General features: G+C 55.2%; 18 protein-coding genes. 4 read left to right on the forward strand and 14 right to left on the reverse strand.

The window, feature by feature from the left end:
- Positions 1-2: 2 nt before the first annotated feature.
- The 11 genes from rfbA to MN186_RS15045 form a co-directional block, all read right to left on the reverse strand.
- On the reverse strand, positions 3-884 hold the full coding sequence (gene rfbA / locus MN186_RS14995; RefSeq protein ID WP_242115176.1) for a glucose-1-phosphate thymidylyltransferase RfbA: 882 nt from the start codon (positions 882-884) through the stop codon (positions 3-5).
- A complete protein-coding gene (rfbD, locus tag MN186_RS15000) occupies positions 881-1762 on the reverse strand; it encodes a dTDP-4-dehydrorhamnose reductase (RefSeq protein WP_242115177.1) in 882 nt (293 codons plus the stop codon). The genes rfbA and rfbD overlap by 4 nt, the downstream gene beginning before the upstream one ends.
- Positions 1763-1786: 24 nt before the next feature.
- Positions 1787-2833 (reverse strand): dTDP-glucose 4,6-dehydratase, encoded by a 1047-nt coding sequence (gene rfbB / locus MN186_RS15005; protein WP_242115178.1) that lies wholly within the window; start codon positions 2831-2833, stop codon positions 1787-1789.
- Between the two features lie 150 nt (positions 2834-2983).
- A complete protein-coding gene (locus MN186_RS15010; protein ID WP_242115179.1) occupies positions 2984-4027 on the reverse strand; it encodes a class I SAM-dependent methyltransferase in 1044 nt (347 codons plus the stop codon).
- 11 nt (positions 4028-4038) lie between these two features.
- Positions 4039-4719 (reverse strand): sulfotransferase family 2 domain-containing protein, encoded by a 681-nt coding sequence (locus MN186_RS15015; RefSeq protein ID WP_242115180.1) that lies wholly within the window; start codon positions 4717-4719, stop codon positions 4039-4041.
- Between the two features lie 31 nt (positions 4720-4750).
- Complete coding sequence (locus MN186_RS15020) at positions 4751-4966, reverse strand: hypothetical protein (protein WP_242115181.1); 216 nt, start codon at positions 4964-4966, stop codon at positions 4751-4753.
- Positions 4967-6073, reverse strand: a complete 1107-nt coding sequence (locus MN186_RS15025) for a rhamnosyltransferase WsaF family glycosyltransferase (protein WP_289069378.1) — start codon at positions 6071-6073, stop codon at positions 4967-4969.
- A 258-nt stretch (positions 6074-6331) separates the two neighbouring features.
- A complete protein-coding gene (locus MN186_RS15030) occupies positions 6332-7339 on the reverse strand; it encodes a sulfotransferase (RefSeq protein WP_242115183.1) in 1008 nt (335 codons plus the stop codon).
- A gap of 300 nt (positions 7340-7639) precedes the next feature.
- Positions 7640-8710 carry a hypothetical protein gene (locus tag MN186_RS15035; protein ID WP_242115184.1) on the reverse strand — a complete coding sequence of 357 codons (1071 nt, stop codon included), beginning with the start codon at positions 8708-8710 and terminating at the stop codon, positions 7640-7642.
- A 198-nt stretch (positions 8711-8908) separates the two neighbouring features.
- The gene (locus MN186_RS15040) at positions 8909-9643 is read right to left on the reverse strand and encodes an ABC transporter ATP-binding protein (RefSeq protein ID WP_338024996.1); all 735 of its coding nucleotides are present in this window, start codon (positions 9641-9643) and stop codon (positions 8909-8911) included.
- On the reverse strand, positions 9595-10710 hold the full coding sequence (locus tag MN186_RS15045) for a KpsE/RkpR family capsule polysaccharide export protein (RefSeq protein WP_242115185.1): 1116 nt from the start codon (positions 10708-10710) through the stop codon (positions 9595-9597). The genes MN186_RS15040 and MN186_RS15045 overlap by 49 nt, the downstream gene beginning before the upstream one ends.
- A gap of 272 nt (positions 10711-10982) precedes the next feature.
- Here MN186_RS15045 and MN186_RS15050 point away from each other — a divergent pair, with 272 nt between their 5' ends.
- Positions 10983-11780 (forward strand): ABC transporter permease, encoded by a 798-nt coding sequence (locus MN186_RS15050; protein WP_242115186.1) that lies wholly within the window; start codon positions 10983-10985, stop codon positions 11778-11780.
- A gap of 154 nt (positions 11781-11934) precedes the next feature.
- Positions 11935-13050 carry a polysaccharide biosynthesis/export family protein gene (locus MN186_RS15055; protein ID WP_242115187.1) on the forward strand — a complete coding sequence of 372 codons (1116 nt, stop codon included), beginning with the start codon at positions 11935-11937 and terminating at the stop codon, positions 13048-13050.
- A gap of 33 nt (positions 13051-13083) precedes the next feature.
- Here MN186_RS15055 and trhO read toward each other — a convergent pair whose 3' ends face one another.
- A complete protein-coding gene (trhO, locus tag MN186_RS15060) occupies positions 13084-13992 on the reverse strand; it encodes an oxygen-dependent tRNA uridine(34) hydroxylase TrhO (protein WP_242115188.1) in 909 nt (302 codons plus the stop codon).
- 100 nt (positions 13993-14092) lie between these two features.
- Between trhO and pncA the strand changes: the two genes are divergently transcribed.
- Positions 14093-14701, forward strand: a complete 609-nt coding sequence (pncA, locus tag MN186_RS15065) for a bifunctional nicotinamidase/pyrazinamidase (protein WP_242115189.1) — start codon at positions 14093-14095, stop codon at positions 14699-14701.
- Positions 14702-15994: a nicotinate phosphoribosyltransferase gene (gene pncB, locus MN186_RS15070; protein WP_242115190.1), complete on the forward strand. Its 1293-nt coding sequence runs from the start codon at positions 14702-14704 to the stop codon at positions 15992-15994.
- Between the two features lie 17 nt (positions 15995-16011).
- Here pncB and MN186_RS15075 read toward each other — a convergent pair whose 3' ends face one another.
- Together MN186_RS15075 and MN186_RS15080 are read right to left on the reverse strand one after the other, a co-directional pair.
- Positions 16012-16953, reverse strand: a complete 942-nt coding sequence (locus tag MN186_RS15075; RefSeq protein WP_242115191.1) for a phosphotransferase enzyme family protein — start codon at positions 16951-16953, stop codon at positions 16012-16014.
- Positions 16950-18227, reverse strand: a complete 1278-nt coding sequence (locus MN186_RS15080; RefSeq protein ID WP_242115192.1) for an aspartate aminotransferase family protein — start codon at positions 18225-18227, stop codon at positions 16950-16952. The genes MN186_RS15075 and MN186_RS15080 overlap by 4 nt, the downstream gene beginning before the upstream one ends.
- Between the last annotated feature and the right edge of the window lie 4 nt (positions 18228-18231).

Below are 18231 nucleotides of genomic sequence, written 5' to 3' on the forward strand. Positions count from 1 at the left end.
CGTCAGCGTTTGCCTTTTGCAAGGCCTAGCAAGTAACGACCATAATCGTTCTTGGCAAACAAATCACCGCGCTCTTGCAAGGCATCGGCACTGATCCAGCCCTTCTCGAACGCGATTTCCTCAAGACAGCCTACTTGTTGCCCTTGTCGCTTTTCCAGCGTGCGCACAAAATTGCCTGCGTCAAGCAAGCTGCCATGTGTGCCGGTGTCCAGCCACGCATACCCTCGGCCCATCAATTGAACCGACAAAAGGTCATCTTGCAGATACATCTCAAGCAAGGACGTGATCTCAAGCTCTCCGCGTTCTGATGGTTTGACCCTCTTTGCGCGTTCGGGCGCGGTTCCATCAAGAAAATATAGTCCCGTGACGGCATGGTTTGAAGGTGGCACATCTGGTTTTTCGATGATGGACACGACCTTGCCGTTTTCGTCGAAATCCACAACCCCGTAACGTTCTGGATCTGCCACCTGATAGCCAAAAACCGTTCCACCGATTGTTTGTGCGCTGGCATCAGCCAAGATGGTGGGAAGTCCGTGACCAAAGAAAATATTGTCACCCAGCACAAGGGCCGATGGCGCGCCGTCCAGAAAATCTTCGGCAAGGATATAGGCTTGCGCCAGCCCGTCTGGCGATGGTTGCTCGATATACGTGAAAGACATACCCAATTTACTGCCGTCGCCCAAGACCCTGATGAACTGGTCCTGATCCTGCGGGGTGGTGATGATAGCAACCTCGCGGATACCGGCCAGCATCAAGGCGCTGATTGGATAGTAGATCATCGGCTTGTCATAGATCGGCAGCAATTGCTTTGAGACTGACATCGTGATCGGATACAGCCGTGTTCCCGAGCCGCCAGCCAGAATAATACCCTTGCGGTTGGTCATAATTTGTTTCCTTCATCGAAAAGGGGGGCCGCACGATCATACCCCAAGTCTTTTAAGGCGGAGGCTAACGAGCTCTTCCAGTCGGGTGCCTGTATCCCAAAATCTTGGGTTAGTGCCGAACAATCCAGACGCGAATTCAGCGGGCGGGCTGCGGGAGTCGGGTATTCGCTTGTTGGGATGGCGCTTACCTGCGTGGGTCGGCTGGCTTGCGCAAATATCTCAGTTGCGAAGCCTGACCAGCTTGTATTGGGCGCACCGGCGAAGTGATAGGTGCCGCCTTGCTGGCCCGCCACCATTGATCGCGACATAATCAACAGCGCGTTTGCGATGTCGGCTGCGGACGTCGGCCCGCCGATTTGATCCCCAACAATATTTAGGGCATCGCGGCTTTCAGACAGGCGCAGCATCGTCTTGAGGAAATTGTTGCCGTGTGACGAAAAAACCCAACTGGTGCGTAGGATCGCATGGTTTCCGCCGGACGCGCGAACACCAATTTCGCCCGTAAGCTTCGAGCGGCCATAAGCATTTTTTGGTCCGACCGGATCGTCAACTTTCCAACTGTGATCACCGGTACCGTCAAAGACATAATCGGTCGAGACATGTAAAAATGGGATGCCGTTTGCTGCCGCGGCCCTTGCCATTGCAGTGGGAGCGTCACCATTGACGATGGTTGCCAAGGCCTCTTCTTCTTCGGCTTTGTCAACCGCGGTGTATGCAGCAGCGTTGATCACCACATCAGCGTCGCTTTCCAGTATGACATTAGCACAGGCGTCGGGGTTTGACAGATCCGCCTGATCGCGGCCAAGCGAGACCACGTTGGCTTGTCGCTGAAGTTCTGTTGCCACCTGGCCTGTCTTGCCAAATACCAGCACCTTCATTGCACTATCTCCTGCCTTCTTGGGTTAACCAGTACCAAGCCGTTTGCCGACACCATCTCGATCTTGCAGTGCGCGCCACCAGTCTTCGTTTTCCAGGTACCATTCAACGGTTCTGCGCAAACCTTCTTCCACGGTCACGGATGGGTGCCAGCCCAACTCGTTCCGAATACGCGTGGGATCAATGGCATAGCGCGCGTCATGCCCCGGTCGGTCGGTCACAAATTCGATCAGATCACCATAGCGTCCGCTGTTACGTGGGCGCAATTCATCCAGAATGCCACAGAGCGTTTGGACCAGCTCCAGATTTGTCCGCTCATTCTCGCCCCCGATGTTGTAGGAACGGCCAACTTCGCCATTTTCAAGCACCGTCAACAGCGCATCTGCGTGATCTTCCACGTAAAGCCAATCGCGCACGTTTGACCCGCTCCCATAAATCGGAAGCGACTTTCCAGCCAATGCGTTCAGAATTATGACTGGAACAAGCTTTTCGGGGAAATGGTAAGGTCCGTAATTATTGGAACAGTTCGTCAAGACAACGGGCAGGCCATACGTCTCATGCCAAGCGCGGACCAGATGATCAGACGACGCCTTGGATGCAGAATAGGGGCTGCGGGGGTCATAGGGGGTGTCTTCCGTGAACTGAACAGACGTATCATCGGGCAGCGAACCAAATACCTCGTCGGTCGAAATGTGGTGGAAACGGAAACCTTCGGGGCGGCCTTGGGCCTCCCAATATTTGCGCGCGGCTTCCAGCATGTTGAACGTGCCGGTGATGTTGGTTTCCACAAACTCCGCGGGTCCGTCGATCGAGCGGTCCACATGGCTTTCCGCTGCAAGATGCATCACGGCATCGGGCCTATGTTTGGCGAATATCCGGTCAAGCGCAGCCCGGTCGCGAATATCGGCATGTTCAAAGTTGTAGAGTGCGCTTGAGGCAACACTGGCGACGTTGTCAAGACAAGACGCATAGGTCAACGCGTCAAGGTTAACTACTTCAATGCCTTGGCTCACGGCTTGCCGCACCACGGCCGATCCAATGAAACCGGCGCCACCGGTTATGATAAGCTTCATATCTGCACCCTAAATACGCGGCATAACCGCTGAACAGTCCCGCCCCTTTTGCCAAATGCATGACCAAGCTACCAGACCAAATCAACCAATGCGAGGTGACGCGTCTGCCAAGCCTCACACCAACACAGATGTCGTCTGGTTCCGCGTGATTTACCCCTTGTTACCTTTGAGCACTTTCTTAAGCGTTGCGGCGACCCCGATGTGTTCTTTGCGTAGCAACTCAAACCGCGCGTCAGCCACAATCCTTGCGTGTTCATCCAGTTGAGGCTTGAGGGCGGCGAAGAGGTCATCGGTTTGGTCATGAACCAGTTGCTCGACACGGTAATTCATCTTTTGATCAATGCGTTGGTCCATATGGACTTCAACTTGGTCCAATCCAAATTGTGCTTCTATGCCCCGAGCGGCTTCCAGCGCCACCCGCTGCGCCCCACGCGCGAAAACGTGTTCGTTTCCAATTTTGCCGCCGTTTCGGGTGATCAGCTTTGCCTCGAACGTGGTTGATTTTGTCACCTGTTCGCCCGCAAGGGTCATGACGTCCCGCAACACGCCCGCATCAACGGGGTCAAGATCGCAAAGCTTTCGAATTTCGCCAGTCGTGCTGGTGCCAAGGCACAAGACGCCAAGCCCGTTTGAATGAGTGAAGTTAAAGCACCGTCCGGGGTATTCCTGTTCAAGCTCTTCCCAGAACTGCCAGACGCCAAAGCCGTCAGTTCTAACCATCGTGTCATGAAACAAAACAACGCCGTCAGCCGCCATTTTCGGTAGCCAAGTTTCAAAGTCCTCACGGACAGAAGCATAGTCATGCGCGCCGTCAATGTGCAAAAGGTCGATGGTATTTGCGTCGAACTGCTGGGCGGCGTTGACGAAATAATCCCGAATTGAGCGCGCGCGTGGATCATTGCGCGACGCAAGTTCGTCATGGAACTGCTTGTGCACATCTTCGACATAAGCACCGGTGTGTTGATCACCTTCCCATGTGTCGACGGCCACCAGGTCTTCAAGCTCAGAAACGCTCTGCGCAGCTTGGAGGAACGAGAAGAAACTGTCGCCCCTGTATGACCCCAACTCAACCACGCGGCGCGGCTTGAGGTCGATAATAGCCCATGCCGCAATTGGGGTCAGCCCTTGCCACGCGATCTGGGTCGACCGGTATTCGGGAAAAAATTCGATGATCTGCTCGGACGGAAGAAACATGCCGGCGGCTCCTATTTGGTGACGAAGCGATCGAGCGCTTGGTTGTAAAGCGCGATGTCGTCAGCGCAGTTTTCTTCAATTTTCGGGTAATCCGTCGGATCAAGCGGAATCGCCTTGGTGTTCCAGTCCTTGTCTTTACGCGAATTAATCGGTTGGGCGACCAAGGCCTGAATTTTGGGATGATTGGGGTCGAAACCAACCTTTTCGCAGAACGCCTGAACGGTTTCAGCGAAATTTTCCTGAATAATCGCGTGGAAAAGCTGGTCGACCGGCAGATCTTTCAGGAATTCTGACTGGGCGTTGCCGATGAAGCGGAATTTCGAGAACCGGACCACATCCATTTCGCCATCCATAATCTTACGGTGCCGTTCATTGTTGCGATCACCATGCAACGCGACGTGCCGATATTGCGAAACAACGCGAGCAACGGGGTGTCGTAAGGTTGCAAGAACTGGCACGTCGGCGAACACGTCTGCATATTTGGGATAGTGAAAGTGCCCGTGGATGACATCATACTGCGTGCGAAACTTGGCGGGATTGGCCAGAATATCCGGCGCACAGGTCCGCGCGGTGGTCAGATCCCGTTCAGTGCCATAATCAAAATGGATACGCTTGCCGTAAATCAGGCGAAGCGTCTCGGTGAAATTTGTGCCGGCCGTTTTCGGAACGTGGATAGAAATGAGTGAGAGCATATCGTCTTTCTGTTGCTGTATCGAATTGGGATCAGTCGATCCACATATCCACGAATGATCGTGTCACCTTCCCGACAAGCTCCGCTTTAACGTGGATTTCATCGCCGCCCGTATCAATCCAGCAGTTATACTTGTTCTTGCGTCGATTATCCCGAATTTTGTCACAAGGGATGATATGCGGCTCGGGTTTCTGATCGCCTGAACTAATCTCGTAAATCGGCGCGAGGTCTTTTTCGACTTTGGTCATTTACTCGGCTCCGGTTTTATTAAATATCGCGTGCCCAAGTTTCGCAGGCAGACCCGCAAAGCTCTCCTCCCAACTGCTTGGGTGGTAAGTTTCGGTTGCTGCAAGCCGCGCGTCAATATCGCCCACGCGTGCCGTGGCACGGGCGATGGCGTCGGCAAGCCCGTCGACCGAGGGCGCTCCGGGTTCGAAATTCTCTGAAATGCTGCGATACCATTCATCGGGCCGACGGGGCGTTGTGTTGACGACGGTAATCATGCCCGAGCGGACCATCTCGAACGGTGGAACGGACGGGTGGGGAGCATACATAAGACTAAGCCCCACGTCGAACCCGGCAAGTGTTTCGCGATAGGCGTCATAACCCTGATAGGGTAAGCAGTTTACCCGCACCCCCTCAAGATCGAAGGACTTTCCCATCCGGGACGAGCCCATCATGCAGAACTCCCACGGTTCGGCGTCGAACGCCCCGTTCTTTTTTGCCTTCGCGATTGCCATCATTGCGATCGACATCAGGTTTCGTTTTGCATGATCTTCAGGGCGGCCGTAAAAGACAAACCGACGCGGCGACCGTTTTGCCATCGCCTCGCGGTTAAGGGGGGCAGGGGCGGGCAGCCCTTGTTCGAACACGCCGACAACCGTTTCATTTGACACCAGACCTTCGGCCCGGAAGTGATCAAGCAACTTGGCCGAGTTGCAGATCAACCGTGGCTTGGTTTCGTTCAGGAAAACGCTTTCGGCCAGAAAGCGGTGGCTGTCATTGGGATAAAAACACCGTTCGTCTTCCTGGACGAAATAATAATAGGCCGGATCGTCAAGATGGCGCGACAATGTTGCTGCGGCGATAGACGTCGTCCAGTTATACGACACCATCATGTCCTTGGGGGACATGCTCATGGTCTTGGTGGCGTTCATGTCCGAAATCTCACTTGCCGACAGGACTTTATGCACCAGATTGTTGGATTCGAAAGTCTTGAGCAACGCGGCCACGTTGCCCACAGGGGTCAACACGAAAACGCCGGTTTTCCAGCCACGGTCTTGCAAGAAGTTCATGAACTGGAATAGCGCGGTGTAGCCCCCAAAAATGACCGAGGCGTTAAGCTCTGGCAACACAAACCGAATTCGGGGGGCAGATTTGCGTCAAGGTCAACTTTGATGTCGCGGCAAACATAGCTGAGAAGGTGATAATCCGCCCAGGCTTCAGCCGCCACCCAACTGTCCGTTGCACCATTGGCCTGGTTGCCTAATCTCGACCGAAGCGCCACCTGCGACAACTGGCGGAAAGTGCTGATCTTACCGCGTATTCCGGGGGTCTGGCGCACCCGCACAAGGCCCGCACCGACTTTGTTCCACAGTTTCAAATCGTTTCCTTCATCTGTCAGGCTGGGTGGCTGGCCGATCTGCCTTGCCAGCGTGATTTGCGGGCTGAACCGAATTTCGGGGTGCGTAATAGCGGATAATCTTTTCCTTGTCCGCTTGGGAAATCGAAAGCTTCTTGTTGCCCCAAGAGATACCGCGCAGCGGTGCTTCGAGCGTCTTCCACATCGGCGTATCACCAAGATATTCGGGTTTTTCGTCGATCTTGTGAAATGGTAACTTGTTCCACAGGCGGATAGACTTTTTCGCCGCACGATGCAGTTCAGAGATTGCGCGATTTTGCGATACGTTCAGGGGTTGATCGGCTTCGCCCTGAAGCTCCGCCAACTCGGCTGGATTGAGACGGAAAAGATGTTGCAGGAACTGAGAACTGTCTTGATGCAACTGTGCGAACTCAGCGGATCGAACGGTTGAAAAATGTGCGCCATAAGCATTTTCGATCAGATGCCAGTCAAAGCACCTGATCGCCACGTCCTGCCAATCATTGGTCGGTTGGGAGATCATCTTTTCAAGCCAGCCCGAGAAGCTGCTATCAACCCAAGCACGTGCATAAAGCCAACGATAAAAGCTGCGCAACCCTGATACTGGATCGCGTTTTACGTAAACGATCTCGGCGCTGGGAAACAGCACTGCAAGGCGGCGCGCGATTTCATCGAAGCCTACATTGTCGGTGAAGCACAGACGTTCCTCGGACAATACGCGGGGTAAAAAAGTTCCGTCTGGTTGCCGCTGGGCATTGGGCGCGTGGGCAAGCCAATCCGCCAAGGCCTGTTTGGCCGCCACTTCATCATACGAAGACAGGTCTGCCTTCGTCACGCTGTCAATTGCGCGATGCAGTCCGACGCATTTGTCATAAGGCACGTCCGGATTCCACCACGGCTTGCCCAAGAAACAGATTGAGGACAGGTTTGCCAACACCTTTTCCTGCACAGTTGTTGTGCCGGTCTTTGGCGGGCCAATATGGATGATCGTCTTGGGGGTATCCACCTTACAGACATTCATTTTGATCTTCCGCCTCAACTGACATGACCGCGCCCACGGCGATAGCTCTGCGTTCAGGGCGCACTAATACGTCACTGGAAGCTAGGTTAAAAGGTGTTTTGGGGATCAGGCGTTATCAAACCCGCAGTATGATCTGCAAGGTGCGAGTGTTTCATATCCATACTGGGACCAAGTAATCTTTTGATCGCCGATTTTGGAGGGTGTCGCCGTCAAGTCGTCAATGCCGGTTTTGTCAGACCAAGATCCGGCATTGTTTCACCCTGATGCCGATTAATGCAGCCATCGATGATAGAGAGCCGTCTAATTCTTCAACAAACGACGACGAATAAAGCTCGTGATTTTCACACGCCCGCTTCGCAAATTGGGGGATTTTTCTTCAAGTCGTCTGAACTTCGATTTTAACGTGCCAAGGTTCAACGCCGGTCTTTCTTTCTCTTTGGCGTGATCGGCAATTATCTCGGCGATAACCTGTAGCTGCGCCGTCGAAAAGTTCGCGTCGGAACTTTCGTCTGCGTCAGGCCCATCGCTGATATCACGAACACGATCATAACGCGCATGCTTCGGCAGACGATTGTTCAGATCGTTCAAACTGTCGCTTAGCCTATCCCACAACTGTTCCTGCTGGGCCCGCGTGGGGCGGATATTGTCGCCGCGAATTTCTGGTGTTTTGTTGCACAACGGTCTGGATAGCAAATGACCAGCCTTACCCCCAAAACGTTTGTTGATTTCCAACTGCAAGCGTAGCTCGGATCGGGTAAGAGAACGGTTGACGGTGCCCACACTTGGGGGGACAAGCGCGCCCTTTTGCAACCCAAGCCATTCTTCCGTAATTGCAAGAATGTTTTTGCGATCAACCGAGTAGTTATAAATACTTACTTTTGTATTGGGCAGCGAGTCGAAGAAATCCAGCGTGCCTTTGATCGTTGAAGTGACATCCCAAGTTGAAAGGAAGCCCTCAAAACTGTGCGTCATACCTCCGCCCTTCACTCGCTCTTGGTAATTCGACGCAGCATAATCAATGGGGTCACGCACAAAAAAGAGAACTTCGATTTCGGCAAAATCGTGCTTCGCAACAAAGTGTCGAAAATCTTTCTGAAAGTCGGATTTGGAAAAAGACGCGTAAATCATTTCGCTGCTAAAAAGCAAAGTCTCGCTGTCGTTTAGGTCAAGTTTGCCGCCTTCTACATAAGCTTCAAACTCTTTAATATTGCCCATGGTAACGAAACCTTTGGCGGCTGTTTCCTGAAGCCCAGGGCGGATCGGATAAATAATGTTGTTTTGTTTTAAAACATCCAAGTTGGCCGAGAATGCGGATTGAAGAAAACTTGATCCGGTCTTGTTGTGACCAATATGAAGGAACAGTTTCGCCATTATTATATCCCAGCGTTGTGTTGAAGTTTAAGCGCGCGTGAACGGGGTTATGTAAGTATTCTGCCGGGTTGATAACCATGAACATGGCGTGGGGCAAGGTGATGCCGGTTGGCCCGAAAAGGCTGCAAACCCACCCGATCAGTGTAGCAAGTCACATTGGGCAGAGTACAAAACCGGGATTAATCGCACAGATGCGATCTAACCCTGTCGCGCAACCCAATCGGGTTGCTCGCCCTTCATGGCTGCGGTGTGGACTTCGATGGCTTCCTTAACGTCGTCATAATGATGTGCATGTCCGTTGATCATGACAATGCCAGCGTCGCACATTTTCTCCATCAGCGGCATTGAGTGGGATACGATAATAGCGGCGCTTTCACCGATACGTTGACGAAGTAATGTGGTGCTGCGCTCGCGAAAAGAAGCGTCACCCACCGATGTTACCTCGTCAACCAAGTAGGTGTCGAACTTGATGCCCATGGACAAACCAAAGGCCAAACGTGACCGCATCCCGGATGAGTACGTGCGGAAAGGGGCGTGGAAATGTGCGCCCAATTCGGCAAAGTCCTGAACAAATGCGATCAGTTCGTCAGTGTCGATCCCATACACACGTGCAACGAAACGTGTGTTTTGGGCGCCGGTCAGTTCGCCGTGAAAGCTGCCCGCAAAGCCAACGGGCCAGGATATCGTGCCGTTCGATGTGATTGAACCGCTATCAGGATCCTCAACCCCAGCTATCATCCGCAACAGTGTCGATTTTCCCGCACCATTTCGGCCAAACAAGCCAACAGACTTTCCCGAAGGGAACGTCAGGTTAAGTCCGTTCGCAACAACCTTGGGCGTCCCTTTCACATAATAGGTTTTCCAAAGATCGTGGACTTGAATCATCAGCGGCGATCCTTGATTGCATAATAAATCAAGGCTGCGATTGCCCATGAGAAGGTCAAGAACAAGCCAATCAATGCAAGGAGTAATTTGCGGTCGGGATATTCGGCCCGCTCGGCCAGTGTCGGATTGATATAAGCCGCCAGATATTTGCTTTTCCGTTGCGCTTCGATCAATGATGCGTCGTGCGCCGCGAGCGCCGCCAAATAGGTCTGCTCGGCAAACTCCCGATCCACTGCAAGGCGTTCGTATTCTCCTACAAGCGTTGGATAGTCGATGTCCCCAGTGCTGCTGATCCCATATTTAAGACGTTCTTCCCTTATCCTTTGCTGAATTACTTCAATGCGCAGTTCGGCTTGTGCAAGTCGTGGGTCAGTGGAACCCGCGCTTTCGTTAAGAAGATCATATGCGATCAATGCATCCGACAGTTTGGTTTGAAGTGCGGTCATCATGCCGGTCTGCGCGCCGATCTCGGCTTGGGGGTCGACCATCTGGTTGCGAGACCTGTATTCCGTGACGGCCTGTCGGGCCTCTTTCAAGCGTTCGACGGCACGGTCAAGTTCCTCACGCGTGTAACGCGTGGCATCCGCACGTGCGATTGCGCTAAGGTCGTTGATCTTCGCAGAGCTGTTCTGAAAGATGCTGTTGGCAACATTTTGGGCGTCCTCAGGCTTAAAAGCGTGAACACGCAATTCGATAAGGCCGGTGCCGCTGTCATAAAAGATCTTGACCATTCGGCCCCAGTATTTGGTCAGGTCTTCGATCGTGCCATCATTGTTATACGCAAACACCGGGTCTGTCGCATAGGGTTCGGAATACATCGTGCGAAGGTCAAGCTCCTTGTCGATTATCCCAACGAGCTCGCGGCTTTGGATGAATTCGTACAGGATATCGGCGTCCTCTGAGCCAGCTGATCCAAAAGCTGTTAAACCACCCAGAAGATCGACTGCGGAACTGACGTCTTCTGAACGCACTGAAAACGCTACGTAGGACGCATATTGATCTTTTGCCATCGCATAAAGATACCAGGCAGAAATCGCCAGCGGAGCCAACACAACAATAATGAAGCTGACCATAATCCGCTGATGTCTTTTACGTATGCGCGCAGGTCCGGCCATTGGTGTCTTGACTTCGGTCGCTGGGTTCGCGGTGGCGGCTTGCGCGGGCTGGTTTGCCGGGGCGGTGGCATCTGCCGAAGTGGCTGCGCTTTGCCCGGTTTTACCGTCGGCGGCAGATTTGGGCGACTGAGGCGTTTGGGTCAATGTGTTTCCCATCATTACGAAGCAGCCCGTCTATAACACCGTTCTATTTGCGGTGAAAAGAGCCAGCCATTCGGCTTTATACCTTATTTTGACTTGCGATATACGGTCCTTTGCGGTCAACAGGGAGCATGAGTTTTACGGCCTCAGGACTTCATGCGCGGAGCTTCAAGACACTCCGCACAATTTTTGCGTTGATGATGCGCGAAATGGTGACGACATATGGACGTTCGCCGGGGGGATACCTTTGGGCATTTCTTGAACCTATCGGCGGCCTGACGGTCATGTCGATCGCATTTTCGATGGCCTTCCGCTCGCCGTCTTTGGGGGACAACTTTCCGCTGTTCTATGCGACCGGATACCTTCCCTTCATGATGTATTCAGACCTCGCAGGAAAGCTGGGGAAATCTCTTAGTTTTTCAAAGCCGCTATTGTTCTACCCATCAGTCACTTATCTGGATGCTCTGATTGCCCGTTTTCTGTTGAACAGTCTGACACACTTGATGGTCATTTATGTCATGCTCTTCGGAATTATCACAATCTTCGACACTGGGAACATCCTAACATACCCGCCAATTTTAAATGCGATTTGCATGGCGTTGGCGCTTGGTTTGGGTGTTGGCGTCTTCAATTGCTTTCTGCTCGCCCGGTTTTCACTTTGGGAGCGGGTCTGGGGAATTATCACGCGGCCACTGTTCATCATCTCAGCGATTTTTTACACGATGGAGAGCTTGCCAAGTAAGGTTCGTGATATTCTTTGGTACAATCCCTTGGTTCATGTCGTCGGTGTTATGCGGCGCGGCGTATATTCGACATATGATGCCACATGGGCCAGTCCAATTTATGTTTATAGTATCTCAGTGGTTTTGACGTTCCTTGGGTTGGTGTTTCTTGCCAGATACCATCGCGAACTTTTAAACAATCGTTAGAAACGACGCGGTCAATAGGTGTTGTTTTTGGGGAGCGTCCGCCGCAAGCGGCAACATTGATCTATTTAGCGCAGGGTTTGCTTCTCGACCTTGTGAAGAAACGCCTCACCACTTAAGGTACGGGAAATTTTCTTGATCCGTAAATCGGGGTTTCATGACAATAACGAAGTTGCGTTTGGTCTTGGTTGCTACTGCGTTGTTTGCAATGGCCAGCTGTGGGCTTCCCCGTGGCGGTGCCATTCAAAACGAAGTCATCGGTAAAGAGGCTCAGAAGAACGCGGATATCGCGGTTTATCGGGTGTCGCGTGAGACATTGTCGTCCATTTCTCGCTGGCCCGCGCCTAGCACGGCATCGTCCTGTTCGTGGCCGCGCAAAGGCACGCCCGCTGCCGACAAGCCCATTCGGCCGTTTGATCGCGTCGATGTCGTGGTTTGGGACAGTGAAGAAAACTCGCTTTTGTCGTCGCCCGGTCAGAACACCGTTCGCATGCAGGACATGCAGGTGTCGTCCGCTGGCACTATTTTTCTGCCATTCGTGGGTAGCGTTCATATTGCAGGTCTGCCCCATTCAGCAGCTCGCGCACGTGTGCAACGTATGTATGAAAAAGTGATCCCGACCGCGCAGGTGCAGTTGAACGTCACGCAAGGAACCCGTGGGACGATTTCGATGATCTCGGGCGTCAACCGACCGGGTCCGATTGTGGTCGATGACCCAAATTTCACCGTGCTGAATGCGATTTCTGCTGCAGGTGGACCGTCGGCTCAAATCCAAAATCCGCAATTGAATCTAATGCGCGGAAGCCGAACCTATTGCCGACCACTTGAAAGCCTTCTGAGCGATCCCCAACACGACGCTCTGCTTCTGCCCGGTGACAAGGTTGCGATCAAGAATGATGAACGGTATTTCCGGTCGCTCGGCGCTGCCAGCAAAGAGGCAATCGTGCCGTTCGACAAGGCAAGCATCTCGGCGCTGGATGCCATGTCGCTAATCGGCGGGCTGTCGGATTTACGCGCCAACCCCAAGGGCATTCTTGTTTTGCGCGAGTATTCATCGAAAGCCGTTCGTTCGGATGCCTCGGGCCCCGACAATGCACGTAGTATTTTTGTGATTGACCTCACCACCGCTGACGGACTGTTCAGCGCCGGCAAATTCGCTATCCACCATCAGGATACCGTGCTGGTTACGGAAAGTTCGGTTGCGTCGGCGACCCTGCTGTTCAGCCTGATCCGGCAATTCTCGGCTTCTGCGTTTGATCTGAATCGACTCTGAACCGCGTCGATTATGGACGCCGGAGCGTAGGGCTTACGCTTCGCGTCCCAGATGCCGTTCGCCGCGTGATCTGGCCAAGGCAATCTGCTTCTGACGTTCCCTGAAGCGTTCACGACGGGATTCGTCAAATTCGTCGATACACTGGTGGCAGCTGACACCGTTTTCGTATTCCGGGCGCCCCTTGTCGGCGGGCAGGATGGGGCGTCGGCAGGCGTGGCACAGTTCGTGCGGGCCTTCGGCCAGGCCGTGTTCGACCGACACGCGGTTGTCAAAGACAAAGCATGCGCCATCCCATTTGCTGTCATCGGCGGGCACGTCTCCCAGATACTGCAATATGCCGCCCTTCAAGTGATACACGTCCTCGACGCCCTGACTGATCAGGAAATTGGTGGATTTCTCGCAGCGGATACCGCCTGTGCAGAACATCGCGACCCGCTTGTTGTGAAACCTGCCCTTGTTCTCGTCCCACCATGCGGGAAATTCGCGGAAGGTCTTGGTCTTGGGGTCCACTGCCCCTTCGAACGTACCAATTGCGACCTCGTAATCGTTGCGGGTGTCGATCACCACCACGTCGTCCTGACTGATCAGATCATTCCAATCCTCAGCCATCACGTAATGCCCGACCGAGGCGCGCGGATCCACGTCCGGCACCCCCATGGTTACGATCTCTTTCTTCAGGCGCACCTTCATCTTGCCGAAAGGCTGGTCCTGGGCGGTGGATTCCTTCCACGACAGGTCCGCGCATCCGGGCAGGGCGCGGATATGGGTCAAGATCGTGTCGATGCCCGCGCGTGATCCGGCGATCGTGCCGTTGATGCCTTCGTGCGCCAGCAGAAGTGATCCGGTGATCCCCTCACGCTGGGCGACGTCAAGCAATGGTCCCTGCAATTCGGCGGGGTTGTTGAAGCGGGTGAAATGGTAAAGCGCGGCGATTGTATACATAGCGGCGGCATACGCCCCTATTTTCAAAGGATCAAGTCCGCCATGCGCTTGACCCGCCCCGGTGCGAACCTTACCCATTGCAATGAACGGAGGAACGCCCATGCGTGATGCAAACGAAGCCCTGATTGTAATCGACGTCCAAAACGACTTTTGCCCCGGCGGCGCATTGGCCGTCGAAGGTGGTGACAAGATCGTGCCATTGATCAACGAAATGCTGCCTGATTTTCACGTCAAGGTATTTACGCAGGATTGGCATCCGGCGGCGCACAGCTCTTTCGCCTCTTCGCATGACGGGAAGGAACCTTACCAGACGACCGAAATGCCCTATGGCACGCAAGTTCTGTGGCCCGATCACTGCATTCAGGGTAGCATCGGCGCAAAGTTTCACGACAACCTGCACCGTGACCGCGCCGACCTAATTATCCGCAAGGGTTTCCGGCCAGAAATCGACAGCTATTCCGCGTTTTTCGAGAACGACCAGACCACGCCAACGGGCCTAGAGGGCTATTTGCGCACGCGTGGTGTCGAGAAGCTGACCCTTGTCGGACTGGCAACTGACTTCTGCGTGGCCTATTCGGCGGTCGATGGCCGGCGGCTGGGCTTCGATATCACGGTGCTAGAGGAAGCCTGCCGCGGAATTGATCTGGATGGATCACTTGACGCCGCGCGCAGGGCGATGCGCGATGCCGGCGTGCATGTGGTGGCCTAGATGGTGGATATTGCAACCCGCGTTTATAACCATCATTGGAAAATCGATCCGATTGTGCGGTCGCTGATCGATACGGATTTCTATAAACTGCTGATGTGCCAATCGGTGTTTCGCAATAAACCCGACACGCAGGTAACGTTCAGCTTGATCAACCGCACCAAATCTGTGCCTCTGGCCGATCTGGTTGACGAAGGCGAACTGCGCGAGCAGTTGGATCATATCCGCTCGCTCAGCCTGACGCGCGGGGAAAGCACTTGGCTGCGCGGCAACACGTTCTATGGCAAACGCCAGATGTTCCGGTCAGATTTCATGGAATGGTTCGAAGGGATGCGCCTGCCGCCCTATCATCTGGAACGTGTTGGTGACCAATACGAACTGACCTTCGAAGGTTCGTGGCCCCAGGTCATGATGTGGGAAATTCCCGCCCTTGCCGTGTTGATGGAATTGCGCGGCCGCGCCGTCCTGCGCGACATGGGAAAGTTTGAACTTCAGGTTCTGTATGCCCGCGCGATGACCCGGATTTGGGAAAAGATCGAACGCCTGCGGGAATTGGACGACCTGCGACTGGCCGATTTTGGAACCCGGCGCCGCCACAGCTATATGTGGCAAGATTGGTGTGTGCAGGCGATGATGGAGGGTCTGGGTGATCGGTTTGTCGGCACCTCGAACTGTTCCATCGCGATGAAGCGCGATATCGAGGCGATCGGAACCAACGCGCATGAATTGCCCATGGTCTATGCCGCGCTGGCGGATGATGACACGGAACTTGTCCGCGCACCTTATGACGTCTTGGCGGATTGGCACGAAGAACACGAAGGCAATCTGCGCATCATCCTGCCCGACACCTATGGCTCGCAAGGGTTCTTGGACAACGCGCCCGATTGGCTGGCCGGATGGACCGGCATCCGCGTGGACAGCGGCGACCCCGCGACGGGTGCGGAAATGGCGATCAAGTGGTGGAAGGAACGCGGCGAAGACCCGACCCAGAAGATGGTCATCTTCTCGGACGGTTTGGACACCGATAAGATCATCGAGCTGCATCAGCAGTTTGCGGGCCGCGTGCGCACCAGCTTTGGTTGGGGCACGCTCTTGACCAACGATTTCCGCGGTTTTGTGCCCGGTGACGCGTTGGCACCGTTTTCACTGGTTTGCAAAGCGGTCGAGGCGAACGGCCGCCCAACGGTGAAACTGTCGGACAACCCCAACAAGGCGATGGGGCCAGAAGACGAGGTCGCGCGTTACAAGCGTGTCTTTGGCGTGGGCGACCAAAAAAGGATCGACGTTGTTGTGTGACCCTTCGGTGGGCCGGGCTATCCGCCCAGAAATGCCCGCGCAGCCCTGACGGCCTTGTCAGCATATTCCCGCGCGACCGGGCTGCCCGGCGGATTGCGCGGCACCGCCCAGCCCATCGACGCAAAGCGGCGCATCATGATGAACATGGGCAGCAGGTCTTCTGCCTGCTTTGGGAACGCGCGGTGGGCGCGATAGCCTGCGATGGCGGCGTCGCGGATGGCGTCGGCGGCGGGCTCGTCCTCGTTCTGGGTCATCATCACGGCAAGGTCATAGATGCGGAACCCGAAGCCTGCATCGTCGAAGTCGATCAGGGTCAGATCGCCGTTATGGACGAAGATGTTTTCGCGCAGGGCATCGGCGTGGATCAGGCCGAAATCGGCACCACCGCCGGCAAAGGCGGTCGCCATATCATGCGCCACCGCGCGGGCGCGAAGAACCAGCGCTCGCTCGCTCTCGGACAGCGCAGGACTTTCCCAGAACCTGCCCCAGAATGGATTGTCGCCAAGCAGGCCGGGAATGTCCCAGCGGTGGCGGGTAAACCCATCGGGCAGGGTCATAGCGTCGGTCAGGTTGTGCAGCATGGCAAGCTCGGTGCCGACCTTGTGATAGAGCGCAACTTGTTCGGCTTTAGACCCCGCCAGCGGCACGCCGCCTTCGCCGATGGGCGCGCCGTCGACCCAACTCACCACTGTTGCAATCTGACCCGCGCCCAGATCGGCAACCGTATCGCCGGACCGTGTGGGGATCGGGGCGGGCACGCGCATTCCCGCACGGGCCAACGCGGCCATCCAATCCAGTTCCGACCGGATAGCGCCGGCGGATTGATACCCCGGACGATGCAAGCGCAACGCGGCGGGGCTGCCACCCACGCGCACTTCGTGCACCACATTTTCGCGGTCTTTGATCATGCGGATATCCTGCGCGCCCCATGCCGCCAGCGCCTTTTTCAACGCGCTCATACCGGCAGCGCCTTTAGTGCGTCATCCAGCGTTTCAACCAGAAATTCTGCTTGCGCGCGGTCAAAACACATGGGCGGGCGGATCTTGATGCCGTGGTAGTGTCGCCCGACCGAGTGCAGCAAAACCCCCCTTTGCCGCATAGCATCCACAAGCGCGGCGCAGAAATCGGCGGCGGCTTCGGTATTGCCGTCGCGCGCGAATTCGACGCCCAGAAACAGCCCAGCCCCGCGCACATCGGCGATCATCGGATGATCCAACTGCCCCAGCAAGCCAAGCGCATAGTCGCCCGTATCGCGGGCGTTTTCGACAAGCTGCTCTTCCTCCAGCACATCCAAAACCGCCATCGCGGCGGCGGCAGATACCGGGTTGCCGCCGAACGTGTTGAAATAACCGAACCGGTTGCGGAATTCTGCCATGATCTCGGGCCGGGTGACGACGGCGGCGACAGGGTGCCCGTTGCCCATCGGCTTGCCCATGGTCACGATGTCAGGCACCAGCCCGATTCGTTCGTGGCCCCAGAAATTCCGGCCCGTGCGGCCAAAGCCCGGCTGCACCTCGTCCGCGATGATGATGCCGCCGGCGCGGCGAACCACGTCAACGGTTGGGTCAAGGAAGCCCTTGGGCAGGTCGGGGAAGCCTTCGTTGGCGAAGAAGGGGCATAGGATCAGCGTGCCGAACCCGTGGCCGTCAGCCTCAAGCGCGTTGATGGCCGTCTGGATTTCGTCCGCGAAGGCCTGCGCCTGCGCCTCATGACTGCCGCCAAGCGGCTCAATTGCATCAGGCGAGGGTACTTTCCTGACCCAATCCACCGCCCCGCCGATAGGGGTCTTCTTGGCCGACAGATGCGACACCAGGTCGGTGTTGCCGTGATAGGTGTTGTCGGTGCAGATGATCCCTGTCTTGCCGGTCACGGCGCGGCCCATGCGCAGGGCGATGTCGTTGGCCTCGGATCCGGTGCAGACCATGATCATGGTGTCCAGATCGTTGCCCATCGTGGCGGTCAGCCGCTCGCCGTAATCCAGGATGCCTTCGTGCAGATAGCGCGTGTGGGTGTTCAGCGTCGCAGCCTGATCGGTGATCGCCTGCACGACCTTTGGGTGCGCGTGGCCCACATGGGGCACGTTGTTGTAACAGTCCAGAAACCGGTTTCCGTCGGCATCCCACAGCCACGTCCCTTCGCCGCGCACGATATGGACGGGGTCATCGTAGAATGTCGTCATGTTGGGCCCAAGCAACTGCGCGCGGCGCGTCAAAAGGGTGGCGGTGTCGGACATGATC

This window comes from Aliiroseovarius sediminis (assembly GCF_022678485.1).
GTDB lineage: Bacteria > Pseudomonadota > Alphaproteobacteria > Rhodobacterales > Rhodobacteraceae > Aliiroseovarius > Aliiroseovarius sediminis.